We start from the raw sequence: 24243 nt of genomic DNA on the forward strand, positions 1-24243 counted from the left end.
TCAGCCCAAGAGTCGCGTCCTGTGAACCCTGAATGGAAGGGAGGACGTGTTATGGCGTCTCCGACTGAAATTACAGCAGCCCAATTGTCCAAACTCATCGGCCTGCCGAATTGTCCGGCGCTGATTGATATCCGAATAGACGAAGATTTCGCGGCGCGCCCGCGCCTCATGCCCGGAGCGAGACGGCGCCGTCACACGGATGTCCAATCGTGGCTGTCCGACTATGCGGGGCGGAAATGTGTCGTCATCTGTCACAAGGGTAAGAAACTCAGCCAGGGCGTCGCGGCCCTGATGCGCACGGAAGGCATCGAGGCGGAGACTCTGGAGGGCGGAGCCGTCGCCTGGATCGAGGCCGGCCTGCCGACGATCAACCCGGCATGTCTTCCGGATCGCGATGCCAGGGGAAGAACGCTGTGGGTCACCCGGGCGCGGCCCAAGGTCGATCGGGTCGCTTGTCCCTGGCTGATCCGCCGGTTCGTCGATCCGGACGCGGCCTTCCTGTTCGTATCCCCGGCGGAGGTCATGGATGTCGCGGACCGGTTTTCGGCCGAGCCGTTCGACCTGGAAGGCGTATTCTGGAGCCATCGCGGCGAGGAATGCACCTTCGATACGATGCTGCGAGAGTTTGAACTGGTGCATCCGGCGCTGCAGCATCTTGCCGTCATCGTCCGCGGTGCGGATACCGCCCGTCCGGACCTCGCCCCGGAGTGTGCAGGTCTGCTGGCGGCGTCGCTTGGACTGTCCCGAATGTACAGGGACGACCTGCAGCAGCTGGACGCCGCATTGGGGGTCTATGACGCGTTCTACCGCTGGTGCCGCGACGCCACGGACGAAGGTCATGACTGGCCCATGCGGACGGGAGGCGGCAAATGACGCAGATCGCAACGTCCGATCGGATCGGAACTGTCGAGAACTCGGCGCCGGCTTTCGGAGAGGCCGCCCGGATGTGGTTCAGGATCGGCTGTCTGTCTTTTGGCGGACCGGCCGGACAGATAGCTCTGATGCACAGGGAAGTGGTGGAAATGCGGCGGTGTATCGACGAGCGTCGCTTCCTACACGCGCTCAATTTCTGTTCCCTGCTCCCCGGGCCGGAGGCACAGCAGCTTGCCACCTATCTTGGCTGGTTGATTCATGGCGCGCGCGGCGGATGGATCGCGGGCCTTGCCTTCATCCTGCCCGGCGCTGTCCTGATGCTGGGCCTTTCGTTGGTTTTCGTACTGTACGGCGAGGTCGGGTTCGTATCGGCGCTGTTCTTCGGACTGACCTGTGCGGTGGTCGCCGTTGTGGCGCATGCGGTCGTCCGGATTGCGCGGCGCGCCCTGATCGGTCCCTTGCCGTGGGCGCTGGCGGTCAGTGCCTTCGTGGCATTGTTCGCCTTTGATGTGCCCTTTCCGATCGTTGTGCTGGCGGCGGCCCTGATCGGGATGGCGGGACCCGGGCTCTTCGCAGGGGGAGGGCACGGCAGCGCAGACAACGGCGAAGAAAGCCTGCTGGACCGACTCGCGCTCGGGGATCCGGGCCGTGCCGACAGGCATGCGGCATCCGCCCGGCGTTCTGGGCTGCTGGCGTTGCTGTTATGGGCTTTACCGGTTCTGGCGTTGATCCCGATCGGCGGCCTCTATGCCGATGTGGCGGTCTTCTTCTCGAAAATGGCCGTGGTCACCTTCGGCGGCGCCTACGCGGTCCTGAGCTATGTCGCCCAGCAGGCTGTCGAAACTTTCGGATGGCTGACTCCGGACCAGATGCTGTCGGGGCTCGGCCTGGCGGAGACCACGCCCGGACCTCTGATCCTGGTGCTGGAATTTGTCGGATTTCTGGCTGGCCACGGCAGCTGTGGCGTCACCGGCGGAATTCTGGCGGCCGGTTTGACCCTATGGGTAACCTTTGCGCCCTGTTTTGCCTTTGTCTTTCTGGGCGCACCCTATGTCGAATCCGCTTTGCGCAAGCCACGACTTGCAGGGGCATTGGCCGGTATCACTGCGGCGGTCGTCGGGGTGGTCGCAAACATGGCCCTGTGGTTCGGATTGAGGGTCGGATTTTCCGAAATGCAAGTTCCGGCATGGGCGCCCTCAGGACTTGAACTGCCGGTGGTTCAGAGTGTCGATCCAGCGGCGGTGGCAATATTCCTGATCGCTGCGCTGCTGCTCTTTTCCGGCCGGATCGGGGTGGTCGGGTTGCTGGCAATCTGTTCGGGGCTTGGGCTCGTGGCCCGGGTGGTGTTCTGACGGTTCAGTGTATGAGAAGCGGCCTCAATGCCAGCCGCGGCCCTTCTTCAGGATATCCTTACCCATCTTGGCGCGGACGGCGTCGATGGCTCGTTCGACCTTGGCGCGCTTGCCGGCGTCCGGATCGGCGAGATCGAGCGGGTCCGCCTGGGTAGGGTCGGTCAGTTCCGACGCTCCGATCCCGATCAGACGGAAGGCCCGACCATTGGCCTCCTTCTCCAGTATCGGAGCCGCGGTGCGATAGAGGGTTTCGGCCAATTGTGTCGGATCCGGCAGGGTGCGGGATCGGGTCACCGTACGGAATTCCTTGGTCTTCAGTTTCAGTGTCACGGTTCTTCCGGCGAATTCCTTTGCCTTCAATCGCCGGGACACCTTCTCGCAGAGCGGCCATAGTTCGGCCTTCAGGGCTTCGGGATCCGCAATGTCGGTGTTGAAAGTGGTTTCGGAGGAGATGGATTTGGTTTCACCCTCCGGCGAGACGGATCGGTCGTCCTCGCCCCGTGCGAAATGATACAGGCGTTTTCCCATGGCGCCATAGCGGGCCATGAGGTCGATCTTCTCGAATTTGTGCAGGTCGCCGATTGTCGCGATGCCATCCGCTTCCAGCTTGGTTCGAAGTGCCTTGCCGACACCCCAGATCAGGCCGACGGGCTTTTGCGCCAGAAAGGAAACGGCTTCGTCACGACCGATCACGGCAAATCCTCGGGGCTTGTCGAGATCGGAGGCAATCTTCGCCAGCGACTTGTTATAGCTCAGGCCGATGGAAGCGGTGACGCCGACCTCGGTCTCGATTCGCTTCACCAGCCAGGCCAGGGTCGCGGCGGGGCTGCGCCCGTGTAGCCGCTCGGTCCCGGACAGGTCCAGGAACGCCTCGTCAATGGACAGCGGTTCGACCAGGGGGGTGGCTTCCAGCATCAGGGCCCGTACCTCGCGGCCCGCCGCGGCGTATTTCTCCATATTCGGTTTGATGACGACGGCATTCGGGCAGGCTTTCAGCGCCTTGAACATCGGCATGGCCGACCGGACGCCATAAATGCGCGCGACATAGCAGGCGGCAGAGACGACACCACGCGTCGCGCCGCCGACAATTACCGGCTTGTCCGCCAGACTGGGGTCGTCGCGCTTCTCCACCGAGGCATAGAAGGCATCGCAGTCGATATGCGCGATCGACAGTCGATCCAGCTCTGGATGGTCTATGACGCGGGTCGAGCGGCAATGCGGGCACCGTGTCGGCAGGACATCGTCCACCTCGAACCGGCCGGATTTCAGACAGTCGCGGCACAACTGGGTGCGGGCGGTCATTTTCGGTCTGTCATGCCCGGCCAAAGCCAGGCCGCCCCGCGCACGCCGCTGTCTGTGCCATGCCGGTTTCGCAGCAGCTTCGTTTCGACGCTGTCGGAAAAGACGTATCGCGACCAGCGGGCGGGGACACTGTCGTACAGTCCCTTGATTTGCGAAAGACCGCCGCCCAGAACGATGGCCTCCGGGTCGAAAACATTGATCACATGCGCCAGGGCCCGCGCCAGGCGGTCTGAATAACGGGCGAGGGAGGCGACGCGGCTGGGTTTCTCACCGGCTGCAATCGATTCGGCGGTCAGGTCCTCGCCGGTGTCGCTCCTGTGATGCGCGCTGAGGCCCGGCCCGCTGAGGAATGTCTCGATGCAGCCGTCCTTGCCGCAATAGCAGCCATGCATCGGGTCCGTCGCCGGGTTTCTCCAGGGCAGCGGATTGTGGCCCCATTCGCCGGCAATTCCGTTCGGGCCACGAATCAGTTTTCCATTCACCGCTAGGCCGCCGCCCACCCCGGTGCCCAAAATTACGCCGAAAATCGTGCTGAAGCCTTGCCCGGCGCCGTCGACGGCTTCGGACAGGGTGAAGCAGTCGGCATCATTGGCAACCCGAACCGGCCGACCGGTCAGGCTTTCGATATCCTGGTCCAGTGGCTTTCCGATCAGCCAGGTGGAATTGGCGTTCTTCACAAGACCTGTCGTGCCGGAGACTGTGCCGGGAATGCCGATGCCGATGGGCAGATCGCGGCGGTCCGGCCCGGCCAAGTCGTTCGACAATTCCCGTATCGCGTTAAGGGTCGCGCCGTAGTCGCCGCGCGGGCTTTCGCGTCTAAGGTGGGTCTCGACCTCACCGGCGTCGTTCATCAGGACGCCGGAAATCTTCGTGCCGCCCAGATCGATCCCGATGCGCACCCTGTTCTCCTCAACCATCTTGGGGCTCGAAAACCGTCGCCACCCCTGTCATTATGATATAGAACGAAGCAGGCGTCGCGTCTTTGCCGATTTGTCATGAAAGGCAGAGTCGCGCAATCGTGGGATTCGCAGCACATAGGGTGCTGCAGATTAGTATGTAGGTACCGGCAGAGGGGGCCAAATGGCGAAGACGGTTTTGATCGTTGAGGATAACGAACTCAACATGAAGCTGTTTCACGATTTGCTGGATTCGAAGGGCTACGAAATTCTGCAAACGCGGGACGGTATGGAGGCCCTGAAAATCGCACGCAGCGACAAGCCGGATCTGATTCTGATGGACATCCAATTGCCCGAAGTTTCAGGCCTGGAAGTGACCAAGTGGATCAAGGAAGACGACGATCTTCGGCACATTCCGGTGATCGCCGTCACGGCATTTGCGATGAAGGGTGATGAGGAAAAGATCCTCGAAGGCGGCTGCGAGGCGTATATCGCCAAGCCGATCTCGGTGGCGAATTTCCTGTCCACGGTGGAAAAGTTCCTGTCGTAGGACCGACCTGGATCTCTGAAAGGACTAGCAGCGTATGACCGCTCGCGTACTTGTGGTCGACGATCTTCGTCCCAACGTCAAATTGTTGGAGGCGAAGCTGACCAGTGAGTATTTCGAGGTCATTACCGCGCGCGAAGGGCAGACGGCCCTGGAGATGGCGAAGCATGACCAGCCGGATATCATCCTGCTGGACGTGATGATGCCCGGCATGGACGGGTTCGAGGTCTGCGAGCGTCTGAAGCAGGATCCGACGACCATGCATATCCCCGTCGTCATGGTGACGGCGCTTTCCGATTCCGCCGATCGCGTGAGAGGGCTGGAGGCTGGTGCCGACGATTTCCTGACCAAGCCCGTCAATGATGGCGCGCTATTCGCGCGGGTGCGGTCGCTTGTGCGCCTGAAAATGCTGATGGACGAATGGCGGATGCGTGAACAGACATCCGGCCAGTTGGGCGTCATGCGCGACGAGAAACCGATCCATAAGGTCGATGCCACGAATGCCCGGGTGCTTGTGGTCGAAGACAATCGGATCGACGCCCAGAAAGTCGTGGACGCGCTCGCACGGGATAATGCCTCCACGGATATCGCCGCAACGGTGGAGGAGGCGAACGAACGTCTTCGCATGGGCAGCTACGAACTGGTCGTCGTGAGTCTGCGCCTGAAATCGGGCGATGCCCTGCGCTATTGCAGCCACGTGCGGGCAAGCGATGCCAATCGCCATACACCGTTGCTGCTTACGGTCGAGGAGGACGATACGGAGCGATTGGCCAAGGCGCTGGACATCGGTATCAACGATTATCTGATCAAGCCGATCGAAAAACAGGAATTGTTGGCCCGGGTGAGAACCCAGATCCGCCGGCAGCGCTATCAGGAACGACTGCGCGACAATTACGAACGCAGTCTGGCCATGGCCCTGACCGACAGTCTGACCGGTCTCTATAACCGCCGGTATCTGACCGCGCATCTCGGGGGGCTTGTTGACCGGGTCCGGGCCAGTGGCAAGCCGCTGGCGATCATGATGTTCGACATCGACTATTTCAAACAGGTCAACGACACCTACGGACATGCGGCCGGGGATGAGGTCCTGATCGAACTTAGTCGGCGGATTGGCCAGAATGTCCGCTCCATCGATACAATCGCGCGGTTCGGAGGCGAAGAGTTTGTCGTCGTGATGCCGGATGCCGACTATCAGGTTGCCGGCGTTGTCGCAGAGCGTCTCCGCAAGAGTGTGTGCGCGACCCCCATGCAGACCCGCGACGGGCCGGAAGGGGGGCTGGGCGTGTCGATTTCGGTCGGGGTGGCGATGTTCGATTTCGACACGGATACGGTCGACAGCGTCATTCACAAGGCCGACCAGGCACTCTATGAGGCCAAGCGCGGCGGCCGGAACTGTTGCATCGGCAATCTGGGTGAGTCGTTCGAGCGTATCGGCGGCGGCCCCTTGCCGGCGGCTTCCTCGGACGCCGCCGAGTAGCGATCCCGTTACCGCACCAGCTTCGTCAGGTCCGGCAGGTGGCTGAGGCCATCGTCGGAAACCCCCATGTCCCTGAGTTTTCCTGCCAGCAGCAGATGGGTATAGCCGTGAACCGCGGACCAGATAGTCACGCGGAGCTGGTAATCGTCGCACGGGTCTGAACCGTCGGGCAGGAACGGCGCGACGATCTCGCCGAGCTGTTCGAAGGCGCGGCCGCTGGCTTCGCGATAGTCCGCGTTGTCGTAATCCAGGTCGGCCCCGCCGAACATCAGCTTGAAAAGTCCGGGATGGCGCAGGGCAAAGGTGACATATCCCGCCCCGGCGGCCTGAAGGCGTAGCTTCGGATCCGGCTCGGCCGTGTCACGGAACTCGGCAAGGGTCGTGTGAAATCGGGAAAAGGCGACCGCGGCCAGCGCGGTCCGCAGCCCCTTGACGTTCCCGAAATGGTGGGCGGGGGCGGCATGGGAAACGCCCGCACGTGCCGCACAGGCCCTCAGGCTCAGGGCGTCCCAGCCGACCTCATCCAGGATTTCGATCCCGGCTTCGATCAGTGCTTCTTTCAAATTTCCGTGATGATAGTCGCGTTTTCCAGCCATGGCCGGATTGTAACTTGACACCGTCAAGAAACAAGCTCTATATATCCTGACGGTGTCAAGATTTGAGTGTGGATCAATCACCGATTCCGGAAGGAGAGGGCACGATGACTGAGGGCATGAACGAGGCAGTCGGCTTGTTCGGGTTGGATTGGGAAACATGGTTCTCGATCGGTGGCAGTCTGGCAGCCTTGGGCTGGCTCATACTGGCGCTCGCGCCCCGGCGCTGGCCGCTGCTGAATGCGGTCCCCGCCCTTCTGCTGCCGGCGGTGCTGAGTGTCGGATACAGCGTTCTCGTCCTCCTCTATTTCGGTCGGTCGGAAGGGGGGGTCGACACGCTCGCCGCCGTGGCGACGTTGTTCGAATCGCCGCCACTCCTGCTGGCAGGCTGGATTCACTACCTGGCGTTCGACCTGTTCATCGGGGCCTGGATCGCGCGGCGCGCGGACAGTGTCGGGCTACACCGTGTCCTGCAGGTGCCGATTCTGTTTGCGACCTTCATGTTGGGGCCGCTTGGTCTGCTGGTCTACCTGATCCTGGAGCAGGGCATGAAGCAGTTCCGGCGCCCCAAATCCCTGGCGGAAGCCTGATCGATGACGGATGCGACCTGTGAGGCTGAAAGGTCCGCCGGTCGGACGGGGGCTCGACCCGCTGAAAGCCTACTCTGGCAATCCGGTGTGGCGATCCTCGTCCTTGTGCCTCTGACCCTGGCGGCGCTGGCGGGGGAGGAACGGCTGCTCAACGGCATAAATCTCTGGATGAAGCCGCTGAAATTCCAGCTTTCGGTTGCCCTGCATCTCGGAACGCTGGCCCTGCTGCTGCGACTAGTCGCCGTGGAACGGCAAGACAGGGGATGGGTAAGGGCGGCCGTCCGGGCATGCGTGGTGTCGGCCATATTCGAGGTGGTTTACATCACCCTTCAGGCCGGCCGGGGTCGCCATTCGCATTTCAACGATTCAACCATGCTCGAACAGGTGCTCTACGGTGTAATGGGCGCGGGCGCCGTCACGCTGGTCGTAACAGCGGCCCTGATCGGTGTCCTGATCTGGCGCTGTCCGAGGGTCGGCCTCGGGCCAGGGTTACGCTGGGGCGCGTCTTGGGGGCTGATCCTCGGCAGCGTGGCGACCTTTGTCGTGGCTGGCTATATGAGCAATGCCGGCGGCCATTGGGTCGGTGGCGCACCTTCGGATACGGCGGGCCTTCCGATTTTTGGTTGGGCACGCGACGGCGGGGATCTTCGGGTGCCCCATTTCTTTGCCACGCACTTGATGCAGGTGCTGCCGCTTGTCGGCCTGGCAGCCGACCGATGGTCGTCGCGCCCGGTTACGACGGTCTGTCTGACCGCCGCAGCGGGCGTGACGATTACCGTTGCGACCTTTTTCCAGGCTCTCGCCGGGCAGCCGTTCCTTGGCTGAGGACCGGCAAGTCGGGCGATCAGGCCCCGGGCGTTGCGCCGGCGTCCAGAACGTACCCCGTCTGTTTGGGCGGAATGCGCTCCATCGCCTCACGCTTCTCGTCAGTCCATTCCGCGATCAGGATCAGTTCCACCGGATCCGTACCTTCCGCTTCAACGGATTCCGGAACCAGGAGTCCGACCTCGCTGACATAGAAGGTGTGATCGCCGAAAGCCTCGGAAAGTTGGCCATAGGCATCGCTGCCGTCTTCAATAGGATCGGCTCCGGTCTGCTGTTTCACAGCAGCCAGCTGGGTGGCATTCAGCTTCATGGGAAATTCGACCTTTCGGGTCTTCGGTTCGGACCGGGTGCCGCGCCTTTCAGAGTGCTCTGCTTCGGTCCTTGGTTCAGGCGATACGCCGACACCGCACATCAAGTATTGCAGAATCGGCCTCGCGCATCAATTTATCCCATTGGGGGAAATACTGATTTGATCCGTTCCCAGGGAGACGCCCGGTGCTGAACGATGACCCCCCCGGTATGCCCGGTGACACCGATTCCGGCGTTTCCCAGCATTCTGATCTGGCATGGCTTGCCGATACGCTGATGGGCGCGGGAATGATCCGTGGGCGGGAGGACCTGCTTCGTGGCGGATCAAGACCGGATGCGAAGACATTCTATCTGACGCACCGCCCGGCCGCAGGCCCGTCCGGAACCGAAGCGGGGCAGGGTATTGTCGTGCGGTTTCATGGAGGGGCGCACGCGACGGCACCGGAATGGCCCGGCGAGGCAGCCTTCTTCGAATCGCTGCCCAGGGTCGATCTGCCGGTCCAGGGCGAGACGGTGGTGTTCCGGGATCGGGCGGCGGCGCGGGCCTGCACCGTAACGCCCGATCTGCGCGCCACCCATTTTCGGGCATGGGACTCTGCGGGCGACATCGACGCCGCGCGCACGGCCTTGATTGCTTCGGTAGCACGCGTCCATGGCGTGTGGTGGCCGTCCCGGGATCTACGTCAAAAGGCCGGTACCGCACCCTTCGGCCTTGAGGCCCTGATGCAGCGTGATCGACGGATCGTTGCCCGTGCCGCGGCAGCGGTTGCCCGAATGTCGCATATCCGGGCCGATGTCCTGAATTGGATGGAGGCCACGCTGGACGCGGCTGCGACGTCCAAGCAGGCACGCCTGTCGGCCGGAAGCCCACTGACACGCGTTCACGGCAGCCCGTCGCTAGGGGCCTTGTGGCTGCCGCGCAAGACAAGCAGCGTGCCGGTGATCCTGACGGACTGGGATGACTGGCGTATCGACCTCTGGGCCGGCGATATCGCGCGGCTGCTGCTGGATGACACGTCCGGGCGGCTATCGCTGGAAAAGGTTCTTTCAGTCTATACCGACACCCTGGCGGAGCTGAATATCGATAACCATTCCCGCGCTGAGATGCTGCAGGACATCCGCGCCTGCATGCCGTTCGAGATGGCGGTTGCCATTGTCCAAGGCCGGGCTACAGCATCGAGAACCGCGCACTGGCGGATGCTGATCGACAACTTCGTCTGACTCAGCCGGCTCAGTTCCGGCTGGCCTCCGCGCTACAGCATCGAGAACCGCGCACTGGCGGATGCTGATCGACAACTTCGTCTGACTCAGCCGGCTCAGTTCCGGCTGGCCTCCGCTCCGGTCAGTTTGCGGCGCAGCCAACCGGATGCGATATCCATGGTGATGACCACGATCAGGGTCATCGTGATGAGGTACATCACGTTTTCCCAATCCTTGTGAGTCTGCATGGCCTGAACCAGCTTCAGCCCGATTCCACCGGCCCCCAGGGCACCGATGACGGTCGCAGAACGGATGTTCGATTCCAAATAGTAGAGCGTCTGCGACACGAAGACGGGCAGGATCTGAGGGATTACCCCGAAGCGATAGCGCTGTGATGCGGTGGCACCGGTGGAGCGCACGCCTTCGACCTGCTTGTTGTCGATATTCTCGATCGCCTCGGAAAACAGTTTGCCCAATGTCCCGGTATCGGTGAAGGCGATTGCCATCGATCCCGTCAGCGGGCCCAGACCGAAGGCCCGGATGAAGATCAGCGACCAGATGATCTGGTCGATGCCGCGCAGGAAATCGAACAGCCGACGCAGCGCCATGCGGCCTGCGAAGAAGGGATTGAAATTGGCCGCGGCCAGGAAACCGAGCGGAAGTCCGACACCGGCCGCCACGAAGGTTCCCAGAAGTGCCATAAGAAGCGTTTCCAGCAGCGCGATGAACATCTCGTTATGCTGCCAGTCAGGATTCCGCCAGAATTGCAGGAAGATGTATTCGTGGTTCGCCAGCTCCGGCGTGATCCGCTCGTCGGACATCGCAATGTCCCACACTTCGCCAAGGCCCTTGCCGGCCAGCGGCGACTTCGGGCCGAACCAGAAGAACTCCCAGCCGAAGAAGTACCTTTCAGCGAGGATCTGGGACCGGGTCGCGCGGATGCGCTTATAGAAATCCGGGGCGTATTCGAATTTGGTCGTGGCGAAGGACGCGCCTTGGGGAACGATGCCCAGATCCTCGAGCTCCGCCAATGTCAGGAGGCCGGCGGCCGGGTCGGCACCGACCGGCAGGAAACGGTAGTATCGATCATCGACCAGGATGGACCGGTAGCCGTTTACGGTGACACCTTCATCCGTCGTGCGGACTTCGTAAACCGCACCATCCGGCGCCGTGTAGTCCAGAAACCCCTTGCCGAACAGCGCAACATGGCCGTCGCCCAGATCCACACGGGTGACATTGCCCTGACGGCTGATCCAGGCCGGGCCTTCCCAGTCCTCGCCTTTCGCAGATTCGGTGTCGCGGTTGCCTTCGACGGTAATCGAGAGCGCGTCGCGGCGTTGCGAGTGTTCGATCTGATATTTGTAATGAAAGCTGTCGCGCGACAGGATCAGGCTGCGGTCGGCATCGGCGGAGCCGAAAACCTTGCCCATGTCGAAGGAAAACCACGCATAGATCAAATAGATCAGGGCCAGGGCAATAAGGCCCAGCGGTGCCAGCGATGCGCGCCTATGCGACTTGAGAACAGTGGTAAAGCCGGCGGACAGGCGGTTGGTATCGGCGGTGCTGATCGACATGATCTGCGTCCCTCAAGCCATCTGGAATGTGCCGCCGACCAGGTGCTGGCGAATGCGGCTGGATATCTGGTCGATCACCACGATGGTGACGAACAGCAGGGTGAACAGGGCGGAAATGTCAGCGCCGGCGCCCCAGGATATTGCGGTCTTGAACTCCTGACCGATACCGCCTGCGCCGACGAAACCGAGAATGGCCGACGCGCGGATGTTGATCTCGAACCGCAGCAGCGCGTAGCTGCAGTAATTGGGCAGGACCTGCGGCAGGACGCCGAAGCGCATACGTTGCAGCCAGGTCGCGCCGGTCGCCTGCAGACCTTCGAGCGGCTTGTTGTCGATGTTCTCGTTCACTTCCGAGAACAGTTTCCCGAGCGCACCGGCGGTGTGAAACGTCACTGCGATCATCGCCGGGATGGGCGAAGCACCCAGTAGGTAGATCAGGAACAGGGCCAGGATCAGTTCGGGGAAGGCGCGGGAAATGTCCATTGCGCGCCGCGCGACGGGGACCAGCGGACCAAAGATGCCGAGGTTCCGCGACGAACAGAACGCCAGGACCATTGCCAGGACGGCGCCGACCAGAGTTGCGACGCCGGCCATGTTGACCGTTTCGATCAGCGCCGGGAAATGGTCGACCAGCAGGCCGGCCCAGCGATCCGCCTCCAGCGAATCCATGACGATCTCGTAGGGGTAGTCGAAGAACTTGGCCAGACCCTGCCAGAAACCGCCTGAGTTCAGATCATCGGCGATATAGAAGCCGCCAAAGAAGACAATGAAAGAGGCGCCGAGGAACAATGCCGTATAAAGGCGTCGCCTGCGCTCCATCTCCGAGAAATGGGATTGAAGCTCCCCGATGCTGAGGGCGTGATCGCTCATTGTCCATTATCCGCAAATTGGATCGGTGCTGGAAGAAGCGGCGGCGCCGCCGGAAATCCGGCGACGCCGCGCAATGTCAGAACGCTTAGTTGTCGATCTTCGCCTTGCGGGCTTCGATGACCGACACATAGGCCTTGTGCGTGATCGGGGCCAGGCCCAGCGCGTCGCCGGCCAGCACACCGTAGGCGCAATCCGAGTCCATCGACGGCAGGCTCGCCAGAAGGCCGGTCAGCTTGACCTTCACGTCCTCCGGCAGGTCCTTGCGGACGACGAACGGGCCCTCCGGAATGACGTCCGAGCGCCAGATTTCACGGATCTCGGTCATATCGACCAGACCGGCATCGGTCGCCTTGCGCAGCGCGCCGGAATTGAAGCCTTCTTCCCAGGCGCCCAGACCATCGGCCCAGGTGACACCGGCATCGTAATCACCGTTGAAGACCCCGACGATGGTCTGCTCGTGACCGCCGGCGAATTTCACGTCACCGAAATACTCACCCGGCTTCATCGAATAGCCCTTCTGCGGGATTTCAATCGACGGGATCAGATAGCCGGACGTCGAGTTCGGGTCGCCGAAGGCGAAGACCTTGCTCTTCATGTCGTCCAGGTTCGAGATTCCGCTGTCGACCCGGGCAAAGCCGATCGAATAATAGCCGTAGGAACCGTCGGTGTTGACCTTGACGAGGATCGGTTCGACCGCATCGGGATTGGACAGATAGACCGCCGCGTAGCCCGAGGCGCCCAGCCAGGCGAGATCAAGATTGCCGCCGAGCAGGCCCTCAATGACGCCGGAATAGTCGGCCGGCGCAAAGACCGAGGCTTCGACACCCAGCAGGTCTTCCACCTTTTCCTCCAGGCACGAATAGGCCTTCAGGCGGTCATTGGCGTTTTCGCCGCCCAGGATGCCGATACGCAGTTCGGAAATCTCCTCCGCGCCGACACTGCCGGCGAAGCTCATAACAGCGGCGGTCGTAACGGCAGCCGCGATCTTGGTGAGTTTCATGTTCTACCCTTCCAGAAAATCGTTTGATCGAATGGGCGGAGGACCCCCCGCCGCCCCGCGTGTACGAGCCCGTCTGATCTCCGGCACATGCTCAGAGATTGACGACATTCCCCGCCACCACCGGCTCGTCGTCATCGGCAGCAGGGGATTTCTTGTCCGCTTCGGAATTGATTGAGGTAGAGGTCGCGGCCTCGTTGAATTCTTCGCCGGCGCCATAGATTTCGCGAGCCTGATCGGTTGTCAGCGCGTCCGGCCCACCATCGAACACGACCTTGCCCTGGCTCATTCCGACGATGCGCTCGCAATAGGTCCGTGCGGTATCCAGGGTGTGTAGATTGCAGACGACGGTAATGCCGTCCTCCTTGTTGATGCGCTTCAGCGCATCCATGACCAGCTTGGCGTTGAGTGGATCCAGCGACGCGATCGGCTCGTCGGCCAGGATCAGTTTGGGTTTTTGGACCAGGGCACGGGCGATGGCGACGCGCTGCTGTTGGCCGCCGGACAGCGTCCCGGCCTGCTGCAGGGCAGTCTGCTCGATACCCAGCCGCTGAAGGGCCAGCAGCGCCTCCAGTCGTTCCGTCTCGCTGAACAGCTTGAAGACGCTGCGCAGGGTGCCGACATGGTTGAGGCGACCCAGCATTACATTCGTCAGCACATCCAGGCGCGGCACCAGATTGAATTGCTGGAAGATCATGGCGCAGCTCGCCTGCCAGTCGCGCAGGGCCCCGCCCGACAGGTTGCTCACCTCATTGCCGCGAAACAGGATCCTGCCCTGGCTCGGCGTCGCCAGCCGGTTGATCAGGCGCAGGACGGTCGACTTCCCCGCACCGGAGCGCCCGATGATCCCGACCATGGCGCCTTCCTCGATTGACAGGCTGACCGAGTCCACGGCGCACAAGCTGCCGAACTGTTTTGTAAGTGACTTGATTTCGAGCATCTTTCCCTCGTCACCGGATATGCGAAATTCAGCCGATCCGGTAAGGTCGACCTTGTAGTCCGTTAAGGTGGCTTCCCCCGCGCAGCAGCGGACCGCCGCCTGCGCCGACCCTGATTACCCCGCCTGCGTTGCAGCCGCGTGCAGATGCGGTGTCAGATTTGTGAAAGGGTTGATCGAAGGTCTATTGGGCGGTTGCCGCCGTCAGCGGAGTTCTGTAAGGGAAAACCATGATGCAGAGACCCAATCCCCTTAAGCTGAACAAGCTGCAGGCCCGGACACTCGTTCTTGCCCAGGTTATCGCGCGCCAGCCCGACGGAGGCATTGCCGATCCGGGGACCGGTGACGTGCGTTTGGCAAAGATTCCCCATGCTCATGGCGACCATGTGCATGTCGGCCCGTTCGTGGTTTCGGCGCGGGACGCCAGCGGGTTCTCCAATCCTTCGGTCTGGGCGGCCCTGGCGCGCAAGGGGCTGGTGCGCAGTGCGAACATGCACGCGATTGCGCTGACCCCGGAAGGTCAGGCCTATGACACGGGACTTGGCGACCGGTTCCTTGAGGAATCCGATCACTGATCCTTCCTTGCCGGTTGGCGATCACGACACCGATCACTAAGCTTCGTCGCACCTTCATTCGCTGATACGGGACGTGCGATGACCATCGAACTGTACACTTGGGGAACGCCGAACGGCCGCAAGGTTTCGATCCTGCTGGAGGAACTGGCGCTGGCGTATTCCGTGCACCCGGTCAATATCGGCAAGGACGAACAGTTCGCGCCCGACTTCCTGAAGATCAGCCCCAACAACAAGATCCCCGCGATCGTCGACCCGGACGGACCGGGCGGGGCACCGATTTCCGTGTTCGAAACCGGGGCGATCCTGACCTATCTGGCAGAGAAGACCGGCAGTGACCTCTGGCCGAAGGATTTGCGGCAGCGCACAAGGGTCAATGAATGGCTGATGTTCCAGATGGGCGGCGTCGGCCCGATGTTTGGCCAGGCCAATCACTTCCTGCATTTCAATCCCGGCAAGTCGGACTATGCCGAGCAGCGCTATCGCAATGAGGCCCATCGACTCTACGGCGTTCTTGACCGGCGTCTGGCGGAGCGACCCTTCCTCGCGGGCGACGCCTATTCCATTGCAGACATTGCGACCTACCCGTGGGTGGCCCGTCGGGAATGGCATCAGATTGAATTGAAGACACTCCCGAATGTCTGGCGCTGGTTCACCGATCTGGGACAGCGTGAGGCCGTGAAGAAAGGAATGTCAGTACCCTGACAGGGAATGGTCGAGGGCCGCTTGCGGCCCCTCGACTCCTGGTTCAAGCTTCGGCCCCAAGCCCAGTTTGCCAGGAGCGTACCGCATGTCCGACGAGATCGACTTCAAACCTGTTTCGGGAACCGTTCTGCCGCGATTTGCGGGCATTCCGACCTTCATGCGTCTGCCGCATCTGCTGCCGGAACAGGCGGATGCCGTCGACATCGGAATCACGGGCGTCCCCTGGGACGGCGGCACGACCAACCGGGCGGGGGCCCGACACGGGCCGCGCCAGATGCGCGACATGTCGACCATGATGCGCAACTGTCATCACGTCCATGGCATCATGCCGTTCGACCTCGCCAATTGCGCCGATCTCGGTGACAGCCCGGTCAATCCGATCCAGCTCGAGGACACTCTGGGCCGGGTCGAGGAGCATTTTCGAAAGATCCATGAGAAGGGCATCCTGCCGCTGACGGCGGGCGGGGATCATCTGATCTCCCTGCCGATCATGCGCGCCATCGCGGACACGGCGAACCCTCTGGGCATGGTGCATTTCGATGCCCATACCGACACCTGGGACCGCTACTTCGGCGGAGCAAAGTACACGCACGGCACACCGTTCCGCCGCGCCATCGAGGAAGGCCTTCTGGATCCCAGGAGAACAATCCAGATCGGCATTCGCGGAGGACTCTACCATCCCAAAGACAAGGAATGGGGATTGGCGCAGGGCATTCGCGTCGTCGAGATCGAGGAGTATTTCGACCTTGGCCCCGACAAGGTCGCGGAACTGGCGCGTGAGGTTGTCGGGGGCGGTCCGGCCTATGTCTCCTTCGATGTCGACGGTATGGATCCGGTCTATGCTCCGGGGACCGGCACGCCGGAAATAGGCGGCTATTCGACCCATGAGGCTCAGCGCATGGTGCGCGGACTGCGTGGCCTGGATATCGTCGGGGCAGACGTCGTCGAAGTCGCGCCGCCTTTCGATCCGTCCGGTGCCACGGCACTGGCGGGCGTTACCATCATGTGGGAAATCCTCTGTCTGATGGCGGAAAAGGTATCGCAGCGCAAAGCCGCATGACGCCGGGGCAGGGCTGAGCCCTTGGACATTCTGTGGACACTCGACTGGGGGATCGTCGCGATACTGGCCGCTGTCGCGGGCGTGGCGCGGGGCCTGTCGGGATTCGGGATCGGACTGATCATGATGCCGATCGGCGGCGCGTTGCTGACGCCGGCTTTCATGGTGCCGGTCCTGGCCATTCTCGATACTCCGGCCTCCCTCTATCTGGTTGCGGAGGCGTGGCGCCGTATCGATCGGCGTGACGTGCTGACCCTGGCGGTTGCGGCGATCGTCTGTATGCCGATCGGCATCTGGGTCCTGACCTATGTCGAGGCGGATGTCGTCGCGATCAGTGCCAATGCCGTAGCGCTGGCGACGGCGGTCGCCTTGCTGGCCGGGCTCACGCTGGGTGGTCGTCCTTCGCGGAGACGCAGCCTGGCGATGGGCGCGCTTTCCGGCATGTTGCAGGGGGCTGCTGCACTGCCCGGTCCGCCGATCATCCTCGGCTGGGTGGCTGCCCAGGTTCCGGGACCGATGCTGCGGGCGAACATCATTGCCTATTTCGCGATCATCGATGCCCTGGTGGTTCCGATGTTCTGGACTGCCGGACTGTTTACCGCCGACGTGCTTTGGTTCGGCGCAAGCCTGCTGCCGATCTATCTCTGCGGAGTCTGGCTGGGGCGACATGCCTTCGGGTATGTGTCGGAGAAGGTCTTTCGGCGGGTTGTACTGGGACTTGTCATTCTCGGCGCGCTGGGCGGCATCCTTGTCGCGCTGACAAACGGGGTGGCAGGGTAACGCACTGCGGAAAAACGCTTTGTTTACAGAACACCTGCCCTGTGTTGTCCTAGTTATTCAAGAAAACGAAGGATGGAAGATCACCCCGTATGCAGCCCTTTGCAATCGCCGGCGTTCAGATGCATGTCGGCGCTTATACCGAGAACGTTTCTGCCATCCGCCAACGCCTTGATCTGACGGTCGCCCGGTTTCCCTGGGTTCAAATGGTCCTGTTCTCGGAACTGGCGCCCTACGGGCCGCTGCCGCAGCATGCCCAGGATTTGCCCGGCCCGACGGAAGAGGCGTTTCAGGAAATGGCCCGCGCGCATGGGGTCTGGCTGATTCCAGGTTCCGTCTTCGAGCGTGTCGGCGACAAAATCTATAACACCGCAATTGTCATCAATCCGGAAGGGGAAGTCGTCGGGCGTTATCGCAAGATGTTTCCCTTCCGCCCGTATGAGGATGGCGTCGAGGCTGGGACGGAGTTTCTGATCTTCGATGTGCCGGAGGTCGGGCGGTTCGGCCTGTCGATCTGTTACGATATCTGGTTCCCGGAGACGACACGGACACTGACGGCGCAGGGCGTCGAGGTCCTGCTGCACCCGGTGCTGACCGGCACCGTAGACCGGGATGTGGAACTGTCGATCGCGCGGGCATCCGCCGCCATGTTCCAGTGCTACATTTTCGACATCAACGGACTGGGTGCCGGCGGTTGCGGGCGATCCTGCGTCGTCGATCCATCGGGGCTGGTCCTGTACCAGGCGGCCGGCCAGGAGGAGATCATTCCGATCGAAGTCGACCTCGACCTCGTCCGGCGGCAGCGCGAAACCGGCCTCAAGGGGCTGGGGCAGACTCTCAAGAGTTTCCGTGACCGCGATGTCGAATTCGGGATTTACGACCGGAACAATCCGGCCAATGCCTATCTGAACAGCCTTGGACCGCTGGAGATGCCGAAGCGCGGGTCCCGCGCCGGACTGGATGTCCGTCCAGGCACTTTGGAAACGAACCCGCCGGAAGCTTACGGCGAAGCCGCGGGGGCCGGCGGTCCCCGTCTGCATACGGTGGACCTGATTCATGGAGTAAACAGAACCGGGACAACATGAGCCAGAACAAGAAAAAGTCCGCCACGAGCGGCGAACAGGGGAGCGGGGGACAAAAGGGCGATCTAACGGCCCATTACTCCGCATCGCAGCTGCGAAACGACAGCTGGAGCAAATTGAAGAACGCCACCGCGCGGCTTGCCATGGCGGAAAGGCGGGCACCGGGCGACCCATTGCATCGGGTTGTCGAGGACCTGCTGGCGCGGTTGGAGCCCATCGAAAGCTATTGGGCGTTTCCGGGGCGGGTCACGTTTGAGCGTCTGAAAGCGATGTTCGACGAGGGAGAATTCACCTCCCTGGCGCATACGGTCGCGCGGACGACCAGGGCCCTGATGTCCGACAGTTACCGCAGCCGTCACGTTCATGTCCTGCCGACGGATGAGGACGAGGACGAGGAGGACCGGTCCGATACCGCGGACGAGCGGGCGCGGGCCAGACCCTATTTCGAGGTGATGATCGTCGACGATCTGTCGCCGCATCAGGAATACACGCTGAAACGGTCATTGCGCGACAAGCGCCGGGCGGAGGATTCCTTCGTCTATGAAAGCGTGGTCGTCGGCAGTTTCGAAGACGCGCTGATCGGTGTCCTGTTCAATTACAACATCCAGGCCGTCGTGATTCGGTACGGCTTCCCGTATCCGTCGCGCCATGGCCTGCCGATGTTGACCCGGTATCTGAACCGGCTGGGCGACGAGAGTTTCGAGGACCTGCCGCCGGAAGAATACGGTGTTTCCCTGGCCTATGCCGTCGGGAAGCTGCGCCCGGAGCTGGATATCTACATGGTTACGGACCAATCGGTGGAGGATATCGCCGGTCGGGTCTGCGAAAACTGCCGCAGGGTCTTCTACAATCAGGAAGACTACATGGAACTGCACCTGAATATCCTCAGGGGGGTGAACGCGCGCTACAAGACGCCGTTCTTCACCGCGTTGAAGGAGTATTCCAAGCAGCCGACTGGCGTGTTCCACGCCATGCCGATCAGCCGCGGCAAGTCCATCGCCAAGTCCCACTGGATCAAGGACATGGGCGATTTCTACGGCATGAACATCTTCCTGGCCGAGACGTCGGCTACGTCGGGCGGGCTTGATTCGCTGCTCGACCCGCACGGGCCCATCAAGCAGGCACAGGAAGTTGCGGCCCGGGCTTTTGGTGCGCGGCACACCTTCTTCGCCACCAACGGTACATCGACCTGTAACAAGATCGTCGTACAGGCGCTGGTGAAGCCGGACGACATCGTGCTGGTGGATCGGGACTGCCACAAGTCGCACCATTACGGCATGGTTCTGGCCGGGGCGCAGGTCGTCTATCTGGACAGCTATCCGCTGAATGAGTTCTCGATGTACGGCGCGGTGCCGCTGCGCGAGATCAAGCATCAGCTCCTAACCCTGAAACGGGCCGGTAAGCTCGACCGGGTCAAGATGCTGCTGCTGACCAACTGCACCTTCGACGGCATCGTCTACAATGTCGAACGGGTGATGGAGGAATGTCTGGCGATCAAGCCGGATCTTGTCTTCCTGTGGGACGAGGCGTGGTTTGGTTTCGCCCGGTTCGGTCCGACATACCGGCTGCGAACCGCCATGCACAATGCCGGCATGCTGCGGGAACGCTATCAGACCGGGGAGTACCGCGCCGAATACGAGGCCTGGAAGAAGGAATTCGACAAGGCCGATCCTGAGAAGGACGGTACCTGGCTGGACCGGCGACTGATGCCGGATCCGGACAAGGTGCGGGTGCGGGTCTATGCCTGCCAGTCCACGCACAAGACCCTGACCAGCCTGCGTCAGGGGTCGATGATCCATATCCACGATCAGGACTACAAGGCGAAGGTGGAGGAGGCCTTTCACGAGGCCTACATGACCCATACCTCGACCTCGCCGAACTATCAGATCGTGGCGTCCCTGGATGTCGGCCGCCGCCAGGTCGAACTGGAAGGTTTCGAACTGGTTCAGAAACAGGTCGAAATGGCGATGGTCCTGCGCGAGAAGGTCGCGACCCATCCGCTGCTCAGCAAATATTTCAGGGTTCTGACGCCGCATGACATGATCCCGGACACTTATCGGGAGAGCGGGATCGAGGCTTACTATCAGGCCGGCAAGGGCTGGAACGACATCTGGGAGGCCTGGGCTAAGGACGAGTTCGCGCTGGACGCGACCCGGATCACGCTGCTGATCGGCAAGACCGGGCTGGACGGCGACACGTTCAAGAACAAGGAGTTGATGGACAAGTACGGGATCCAGATCAACAAGACGTCCCGGAACACCGTTCTGTTCATGACGAATATCGGCACCACGCGATCCTCCGTCGCCTATCTGATCGAGGTGCTGGTCAAGATTGCGACCGATCTGGACGAACGGATGGACGATTCGTCACCGGTTGAGCGGAAACTGCACGAGAAGCAGGTGACGTCCCTGCTTGAGGATCTGCCGCCACAGCCTGATTTCAGCCGTTTCCACGATGCGTTCCGGGCCAAGGGAACACAGAAGGGGCAGGGCGCCGATACGCCGGAGGGCGATATCCGAACGGCCTACTTCCTCGCCTATGACGACGAGAATTGCGAGTATCTCAGTCTCGACGACGGATCCCTGGATGGGGAAATGGCCAAGGGGCGGGAGGTCGTGTCCTCTACTTTCATCATCCCTTATCCGCCCGGCTTCCCGATTCTTGTGCCGGGCCAGGTCGTCAGCGAGGAAATCCTGAAATTCATGCGGGCGTTGGACGTGAAGGAAATCCACGGATACCGCCCGGAACTGGGACTGCGCGTATTTACCGAAAAGGCGCTTAAAGCCGCCGCGAAGAAGTGAACAGGACAGAAGAACAGGGGGTAAAAACCATGGCGAAGAAAGCTGCATCGCGTAAGGCCACAAAGAAGGCAGCCAAGGAACCCAAGAAGGCTGCTGCCCGGAAGTCAGCCGCAAAGAAGGCTGCTTCCAAGAAGGTAGCTGCCAAGGCGACCGCGAAGAAGGCGTCACCGAAGAAGACCGCCGTTCGAAAGGCGGCGGCCCGGAAAAGTGGCAAGCAGAAGGTGCTGCGCGGCATGTCCGATATCCGGCGCTTCTTCCATCGGAACGAAACGCCGATCGTCTTCATCAGCGCGACAAACTTCAACCTGCTCGGCATGGATGAGTGGGTGCGGAACTTCAAGTATATCAACTACATAGATTGCTTTGACGGTCGCCATCCCAATGTCATCGTGCCGTCCGAAGCGCCGCATGCAGAGTTCCAGTCCATTGAGGACATCAACAACTACCTGCTGCAGCACAAAGAGGTGCTGGACTTCGTCAGGTCGATGGGGAAGGACCCGAAGTCGGTTTTCCTGATGTTCGACGAGGAAACGGAGAAGCTGGCCAAGAAGGCCAAGATGGATGTCTGGTTCCCGAAGGCCAGCCTGCGCACCAGGGTCGACAACAAAATCGAAACCGTGCGCATCGGCGACAAGGCGGGGGTACCGTCCGTCCCCAACGTTCTTTCCGAGATCACCAGTTACGATCACCTGCGCGAGGTCTCCAAGGCTCTGGGCCCGGATCTGGTGCTGCAATCGGCATTCGGCGATTCCGGACACACGACCTTCTTCATCTCGAACGAGAAGGACTTCAAGAAACACGAGGCCGAGATTGTCGGTCAGGGTGAGATCAAGGTGATGAAGCGGATCAACTGCCGCGGCTCCGCGATCGAGGCCTGCACGACCAAGCAGGGCACCATCGTCGGCCCCCTGATGACCGAGTTGGTCGGCTTCAAGGAGCTGACGCCTTACAAGGGCGGCTGGTGTGGCAACGAGATCTTCGATGAGAGCTTCACACCGGAGATTCGCCAGAAGGCCCGCGACTATACGTTCAAGTTCGGGGAGCAACTGCGCAAGGAAGGCTATCGCGGCTATTTCGAACTGGACTTCCTGATCGATATGGACACGAACGAGATGTATCTCGGCGAATTGAACCCGCGTATCACCGGGGCATCGTCCATGACGAATCACGCGGCCTTCGCCCATGCCGATGCGCCGCTCTTCCTGTTCCATTTGCTCGAGTTTTCCGGGGTTCCGTTCGAGCTGGACATCCAGGCGTTGAATGATCGCTGGGCTGATCCGGACAATATCGACAGTTGGTCCCAATATGTCATGAAACATACCGAGGATTCGGTGGACATCATCACCGAAGCCCCTGAGAGTGGCATCTACCACATGAACCCGGACGGCAGTATCGAATACAGCCGCTTCGACTATCACCGACGTGCGGTGGCCAGCGAGAACGAAGCCTTCTTCCTGCGGATCTCCGGTCCGGGGGATTACCGTTATGAAGGCGCGGATCTCGGCATCCTGGTGACGCGCGGAAGGCTGATGACGGACAATTTCAAGCTCAATAAACGGGCCAAGAAATGGATCGATGGGATGCGCTCGAAGTTTATCGGCCGGAGCCTTCAGCCGGTTCCGCAGGCTGGGGCGTACAAGATCCTGTAAGCCGCGATCTCGGTGCCGTCTTCCTGCCACTGCCGGAGGAAGACGGCCCCTATCGCGCGACGGCCGATGGGGCATTGGACGGGACGCAGATGGACCTGACATTCCAATCCTTCTCGGAGGCGGCGCCTGGCCCGAAGTGGCAGGCGCTCTTCCAGAAGTATTGGCCGGCCTATCGTGCCTGGTACATGTCCGACGGTCTGGAACAGCGCCCGACATGGTTGGCCTGCAAGGAGGCGCTGGATGCCCATATGCCGCGCCTTGTGCCGACCTACGAGGCCCTGTGCGATCTGGCGGGCGGCAAGGATCTGCCCTCGCGCTTCCTGTCGTTGTGGAAGCCGCCGGCCTACATTTCCGGCTGCAGTCAGGTGGTCTGGTTTGGCGACGGGCCGAAGCTGATCCGCAATTACGATTACAGCCCGGCGCTGATGGATGGCGTCATCATGGAAAGCGCCTGGAACGGGACCCGGGTCATCGCCATGACGGACTGTCTCTGGGGCGTGCTGGACGGCATAAACGAGAAAGGGCTGGCGGTCAGCCTGACCTTTGGCGGCCGCCGTACGGTCGGGGACGGATTCGGGATTCCGGTCATATTGCGCAATATTCTGGAATTCTGCGAGACAGCGGAAGAGGCCGGCGAAATGCTGGCCGAGATCCCGACGCATATGGCCTACAATGTCACCGCCGTAGACCGGACAGGCCGTTTCCGCACCGCCTATCTGTCGCCGGGCAGCCGGCCCATCATCAAGTCCGTGCCTTACGCCACCAACCATCAGGGGCGGATCGAATGGCACGATCATGCCCGGGCGACGGCGACGCTGGAGAGAGAACAGTTTCTGCGTTTCCGCCTGGAGGACGACAGTCTGACTTTCCCGAAACTGGTCGAGGCCTTCCGGCGTCCGCCGCTCTATACCAATGCCTATGCCAGCGGCTTCGGGACGATCTATACTGCTGTCTACGACCCCGTCGCCGGCACCGCGCATTATCTCTTCCCGGACGGGACCGTGAAGCGGTTCGGGTTCGGAGAGGTCGGTGAAACCGCCTGGCATGTTCCTATCGACGGCAGCGGCGCCCCCGAAATCCGGGGCATGGACTGGGGCTGAACTAGACATCGGGCTCTGTGCAGTTCTTGTCACCGTGCTCCTGCGAAAGCAGGAGCCTTCGCAAAGCGGCCCTTGGGAATACGGTATTTCGAAGGTTCCTGCTTTCGCAGGAACACGATATGAGTTGTGTCCTGGGTGGTGGTCTGCTCGGCATTTCC

23 protein-coding genes are annotated in these 24243 nt (G+C 61.5%); 15 read left to right on the forward strand and 8 right to left on the reverse strand.

Features of this window, described 5'->3' with window-relative positions; all coding sequences use genetic code 11:
• Positions 1-51: 51 nt before the first annotated feature.
• Together R8L07_16735 and chrA are read left to right on the forward strand one after the other, a co-directional pair.
• The gene (locus R8L07_16735) at positions 52-873 is read left to right on the forward strand and encodes a sulfurtransferase/chromate resistance protein (protein MDW3207188.1); all 822 of its coding nucleotides are present in this window, start codon (positions 52-54) and stop codon (positions 871-873) included.
• Positions 870-2225 carry a chromate efflux transporter gene (gene chrA, locus R8L07_16740; protein MDW3207189.1) on the forward strand — a complete coding sequence of 452 codons (1356 nt, stop codon included), beginning with the start codon at positions 870-872 and terminating at the stop codon, positions 2223-2225. The genes R8L07_16735 and chrA overlap by 4 nt, the downstream gene beginning before the upstream one ends.
• A 24-nt stretch (positions 2226-2249) precedes the next feature.
• Here the strand turns inward: chrA and R8L07_16745 are convergent, their stop codons facing one another.
• Together R8L07_16745 and R8L07_16750 are read right to left on the reverse strand one after the other, a co-directional pair.
• On the reverse strand, positions 2250-3527 hold the full coding sequence (locus tag R8L07_16745) for a DNA polymerase IV (protein MDW3207190.1): 1278 nt from the start codon (positions 3525-3527) through the stop codon (positions 2250-2252).
• Entirely contained in the window at positions 3524-4426 is a 903-nt protein-coding gene (locus tag R8L07_16750) for an ROK family protein (GenBank protein MDW3207191.1), read from the reverse strand. The genes R8L07_16745 and R8L07_16750 overlap by 4 nt, the downstream gene beginning before the upstream one ends.
• A 181-nt stretch (positions 4427-4607) precedes the next feature.
• On the opposite strand from R8L07_16750, the gene R8L07_16755 reads away from it, so the two are divergent.
• Positions 4608-4973 carry a response regulator gene (locus tag R8L07_16755; GenBank protein ID MDW3207192.1) on the forward strand — a complete coding sequence of 122 codons (366 nt, stop codon included), beginning with the start codon at positions 4608-4610 and terminating at the stop codon, positions 4971-4973.
• 34 nt (positions 4974-5007) lie between these two features.
• On the forward strand, positions 5008-6447 hold the full coding sequence (locus R8L07_16760; GenBank protein MDW3207193.1) for a PleD family two-component system response regulator: 1440 nt from the start codon (positions 5008-5010) through the stop codon (positions 6445-6447).
• 8 nt (positions 6448-6455) lie between these two features.
• Here the strand turns inward: R8L07_16760 and R8L07_16765 are convergent, their stop codons facing one another.
• Positions 6456-7064 (reverse strand): TetR/AcrR family transcriptional regulator, encoded by a 609-nt coding sequence (locus R8L07_16765; GenBank protein ID MDW3207194.1) that lies wholly within the window; start codon positions 7062-7064, stop codon positions 6456-6458.
• Between the two features lie 83 nt (positions 7065-7147).
• Between R8L07_16765 and R8L07_16770 the strand changes: the two genes are divergently transcribed.
• A complete protein-coding gene (locus R8L07_16770; protein MDW3207195.1) occupies positions 7148-7630 on the forward strand; it encodes an ABA4-like family protein in 483 nt (160 codons plus the stop codon).
• Positions 7631-7633: 3 nt separating this feature from the next.
• Entirely contained in the window at positions 7634-8455 is an 822-nt protein-coding gene (locus R8L07_16775; protein ID MDW3207196.1) for a hypothetical protein, read from the forward strand.
• 19 nt (positions 8456-8474) lie between these two features.
• Here R8L07_16775 and R8L07_16780 read toward each other — a convergent pair whose 3' ends face one another.
• Positions 8475-8765, reverse strand: coding sequence for a hypothetical protein (locus R8L07_16780; protein ID MDW3207197.1), 291 nt, complete (start codon positions 8763-8765; stop codon positions 8475-8477).
• Positions 8766-8950: 185 nt separating this feature from the next.
• Here R8L07_16780 and R8L07_16785 point away from each other — a divergent pair, with 185 nt between their 5' ends.
• The gene (locus tag R8L07_16785; protein ID MDW3207198.1) at positions 8951-9985 is read left to right on the forward strand and encodes a hypothetical protein; all 1035 of its coding nucleotides are present in this window, start codon (positions 8951-8953) and stop codon (positions 9983-9985) included.
• 95 nt (positions 9986-10080) lie between these two features.
• Here R8L07_16785 and phnE (R8L07_16790) read toward each other — a convergent pair whose 3' ends face one another.
• The 4 genes from phnE (R8L07_16790) to phnC all read right to left on the reverse strand — a co-directional run bounded on the left by phnE (R8L07_16790) (position 10081) and on the right by phnC (position 14345).
• Positions 10081-11538 (reverse strand): phosphonate ABC transporter, permease protein PhnE, encoded by a 1458-nt coding sequence (gene phnE, locus R8L07_16790; GenBank protein ID MDW3207199.1) that lies wholly within the window; start codon positions 11536-11538, stop codon positions 10081-10083.
• Between the two features lie 12 nt (positions 11539-11550).
• Positions 11551-12408, reverse strand: coding sequence for a phosphonate ABC transporter, permease protein PhnE (gene phnE / locus R8L07_16795; protein MDW3207200.1), 858 nt, complete (start codon positions 12406-12408; stop codon positions 11551-11553).
• Between the two features lie 85 nt (positions 12409-12493).
• Entirely contained in the window at positions 12494-13408 is a 915-nt protein-coding gene (gene phnD, locus R8L07_16800) for a phosphonate ABC transporter substrate-binding protein (GenBank protein MDW3207201.1), read from the reverse strand.
• A 91-nt stretch (positions 13409-13499) separates the two neighbouring features.
• A complete protein-coding gene (gene phnC / locus R8L07_16805) occupies positions 13500-14345 on the reverse strand; it encodes a phosphonate ABC transporter ATP-binding protein (GenBank protein MDW3207202.1) in 846 nt (281 codons plus the stop codon).
• A gap of 227 nt (positions 14346-14572) precedes the next feature.
• Here phnC and R8L07_16810 point away from each other — a divergent pair, with 227 nt between their 5' ends.
• From R8L07_16810 to R8L07_16845, 8 genes are all read left to right on the forward strand, one after another.
• Positions 14573-14917 (forward strand): hypothetical protein, encoded by a 345-nt coding sequence (locus tag R8L07_16810; protein ID MDW3207203.1) that lies wholly within the window; start codon positions 14573-14575, stop codon positions 14915-14917.
• Positions 14918-14995: 78 nt separating this feature from the next.
• Positions 14996-15619: a glutathione S-transferase N-terminal domain-containing protein gene (locus R8L07_16815; protein ID MDW3207204.1), complete on the forward strand. Its 624-nt coding sequence runs from the start codon at positions 14996-14998 to the stop codon at positions 15617-15619.
• Positions 15620-15704: 85 nt separating this feature from the next.
• Positions 15705-16679: an agmatinase gene (gene speB / locus R8L07_16820; protein ID MDW3207205.1), complete on the forward strand. Its 975-nt coding sequence runs from the start codon at positions 15705-15707 to the stop codon at positions 16677-16679.
• 21 nt (positions 16680-16700) lie between these two features.
• Positions 16701-17456 carry a sulfite exporter TauE/SafE family protein gene (locus R8L07_16825; protein MDW3207206.1) on the forward strand — a complete coding sequence of 252 codons (756 nt, stop codon included), beginning with the start codon at positions 16701-16703 and terminating at the stop codon, positions 17454-17456.
• Between the two features lie 89 nt (positions 17457-17545).
• On the forward strand, positions 17546-18538 hold the full coding sequence (locus R8L07_16830; protein ID MDW3207207.1) for a carbon-nitrogen hydrolase family protein: 993 nt from the start codon (positions 17546-17548) through the stop codon (positions 18536-18538).
• A complete protein-coding gene (locus R8L07_16835; GenBank protein ID MDW3207208.1) occupies positions 18535-21336 on the forward strand; it encodes an aminotransferase class I/II-fold pyridoxal phosphate-dependent enzyme in 2802 nt (933 codons plus the stop codon). Before R8L07_16830 ends, R8L07_16835 begins: the two co-directional genes overlap by 4 nt.
• Positions 21337-21569: 233 nt before the next feature.
• Positions 21570-22985, forward strand: a complete 1416-nt coding sequence (locus R8L07_16840; GenBank protein ID MDW3207209.1) for a biotin carboxylase — start codon at positions 21570-21572, stop codon at positions 22983-22985.
• On the forward strand, positions 22904-24085 hold the full coding sequence (locus R8L07_16845; protein ID MDW3207210.1) for a C45 family peptidase: 1182 nt from the start codon (positions 22904-22906) through the stop codon (positions 24083-24085). Before R8L07_16840 ends, R8L07_16845 begins: the two co-directional genes overlap by 82 nt.
• Positions 24086-24243: the final 158 nt, after the last annotated feature.

The organism is Alphaproteobacteria bacterium (genome assembly GCA_033344895.1).
In the GTDB taxonomy this organism is placed as follows: domain Bacteria; phylum Pseudomonadota; class Alphaproteobacteria; order UBA8366; family Aestuariispiraceae; genus Pacificispira.

Coding starts and splice junctions, on each gene's coding strand:
- R8L07_16735 (MDW3207188.1), top strand. CDS start 52: ATGGCGTCTCCGACTGAAATTACAGCAGCCCAATTGTCCAAACTCATC.
- chrA (MDW3207189.1), top strand. CDS start 870: ATGACGCAGATCGCAACGTCCGATCGGATCGGAACTGTCGAGAACTCG.
- R8L07_16745 (MDW3207190.1), bottom strand. CDS start 3,527: ATGACCGCCCGCACCCAGTTGTGCCGCGACTGTCTGAAATCCGGCCGG.
- R8L07_16755 (MDW3207192.1), top strand. CDS start 4,608: ATGGCGAAGACGGTTTTGATCGTTGAGGATAACGAACTCAACATGAAG.
- R8L07_16760 (MDW3207193.1), top strand. CDS start 5,008: ATGACCGCTCGCGTACTTGTGGTCGACGATCTTCGTCCCAACGTCAAA.
- R8L07_16770 (MDW3207195.1), top strand. CDS start 7,148: ATGACTGAGGGCATGAACGAGGCAGTCGGCTTGTTCGGGTTGGATTGG.
- R8L07_16775 (MDW3207196.1), top strand. CDS start 7,634: ATGACGGATGCGACCTGTGAGGCTGAAAGGTCCGCCGGTCGGACGGGG.
- R8L07_16780 (MDW3207197.1), bottom strand. CDS start 8,765: ATGAAGCTGAATGCCACCCAGCTGGCTGCTGTGAAACAGCAGACCGGA.
- phnE (MDW3207199.1), bottom strand. CDS start 11,538: ATGTCGATCAGCACCGCCGATACCAACCGCCTGTCCGCCGGCTTTACC.
- phnE (MDW3207200.1), bottom strand. CDS start 12,408: ATGAGCGATCACGCCCTCAGCATCGGGGAGCTTCAATCCCATTTCTCG.
- phnD (MDW3207201.1), bottom strand. CDS start 13,408: ATGAAACTCACCAAGATCGCGGCTGCCGTTACGACCGCCGCTGTTATG.
- phnC (MDW3207202.1), bottom strand. CDS start 14,345: ATGCTCGAAATCAAGTCACTTACAAAACAGTTCGGCAGCTTGTGCGCC.
- R8L07_16810 (MDW3207203.1), top strand. CDS start 14,573: ATGATGCAGAGACCCAATCCCCTTAAGCTGAACAAGCTGCAGGCCCGG.
- R8L07_16815 (MDW3207204.1), top strand. CDS start 14,996: ATGACCATCGAACTGTACACTTGGGGAACGCCGAACGGCCGCAAGGTT.
- speB (MDW3207205.1), top strand. CDS start 15,705: ATGTCCGACGAGATCGACTTCAAACCTGTTTCGGGAACCGTTCTGCCG.
- R8L07_16830 (MDW3207207.1), top strand. CDS start 17,546: ATGCAGCCCTTTGCAATCGCCGGCGTTCAGATGCATGTCGGCGCTTAT.
- R8L07_16835 (MDW3207208.1), top strand. CDS start 18,535: ATGAGCCAGAACAAGAAAAAGTCCGCCACGAGCGGCGAACAGGGGAGC.
- R8L07_16840 (MDW3207209.1), top strand. CDS start 21,570: ATGTCCGATATCCGGCGCTTCTTCCATCGGAACGAAACGCCGATCGTC.
- R8L07_16845 (MDW3207210.1), top strand. CDS start 22,904: ATGGATCGATGGGATGCGCTCGAAGTTTATCGGCCGGAGCCTTCAGCC.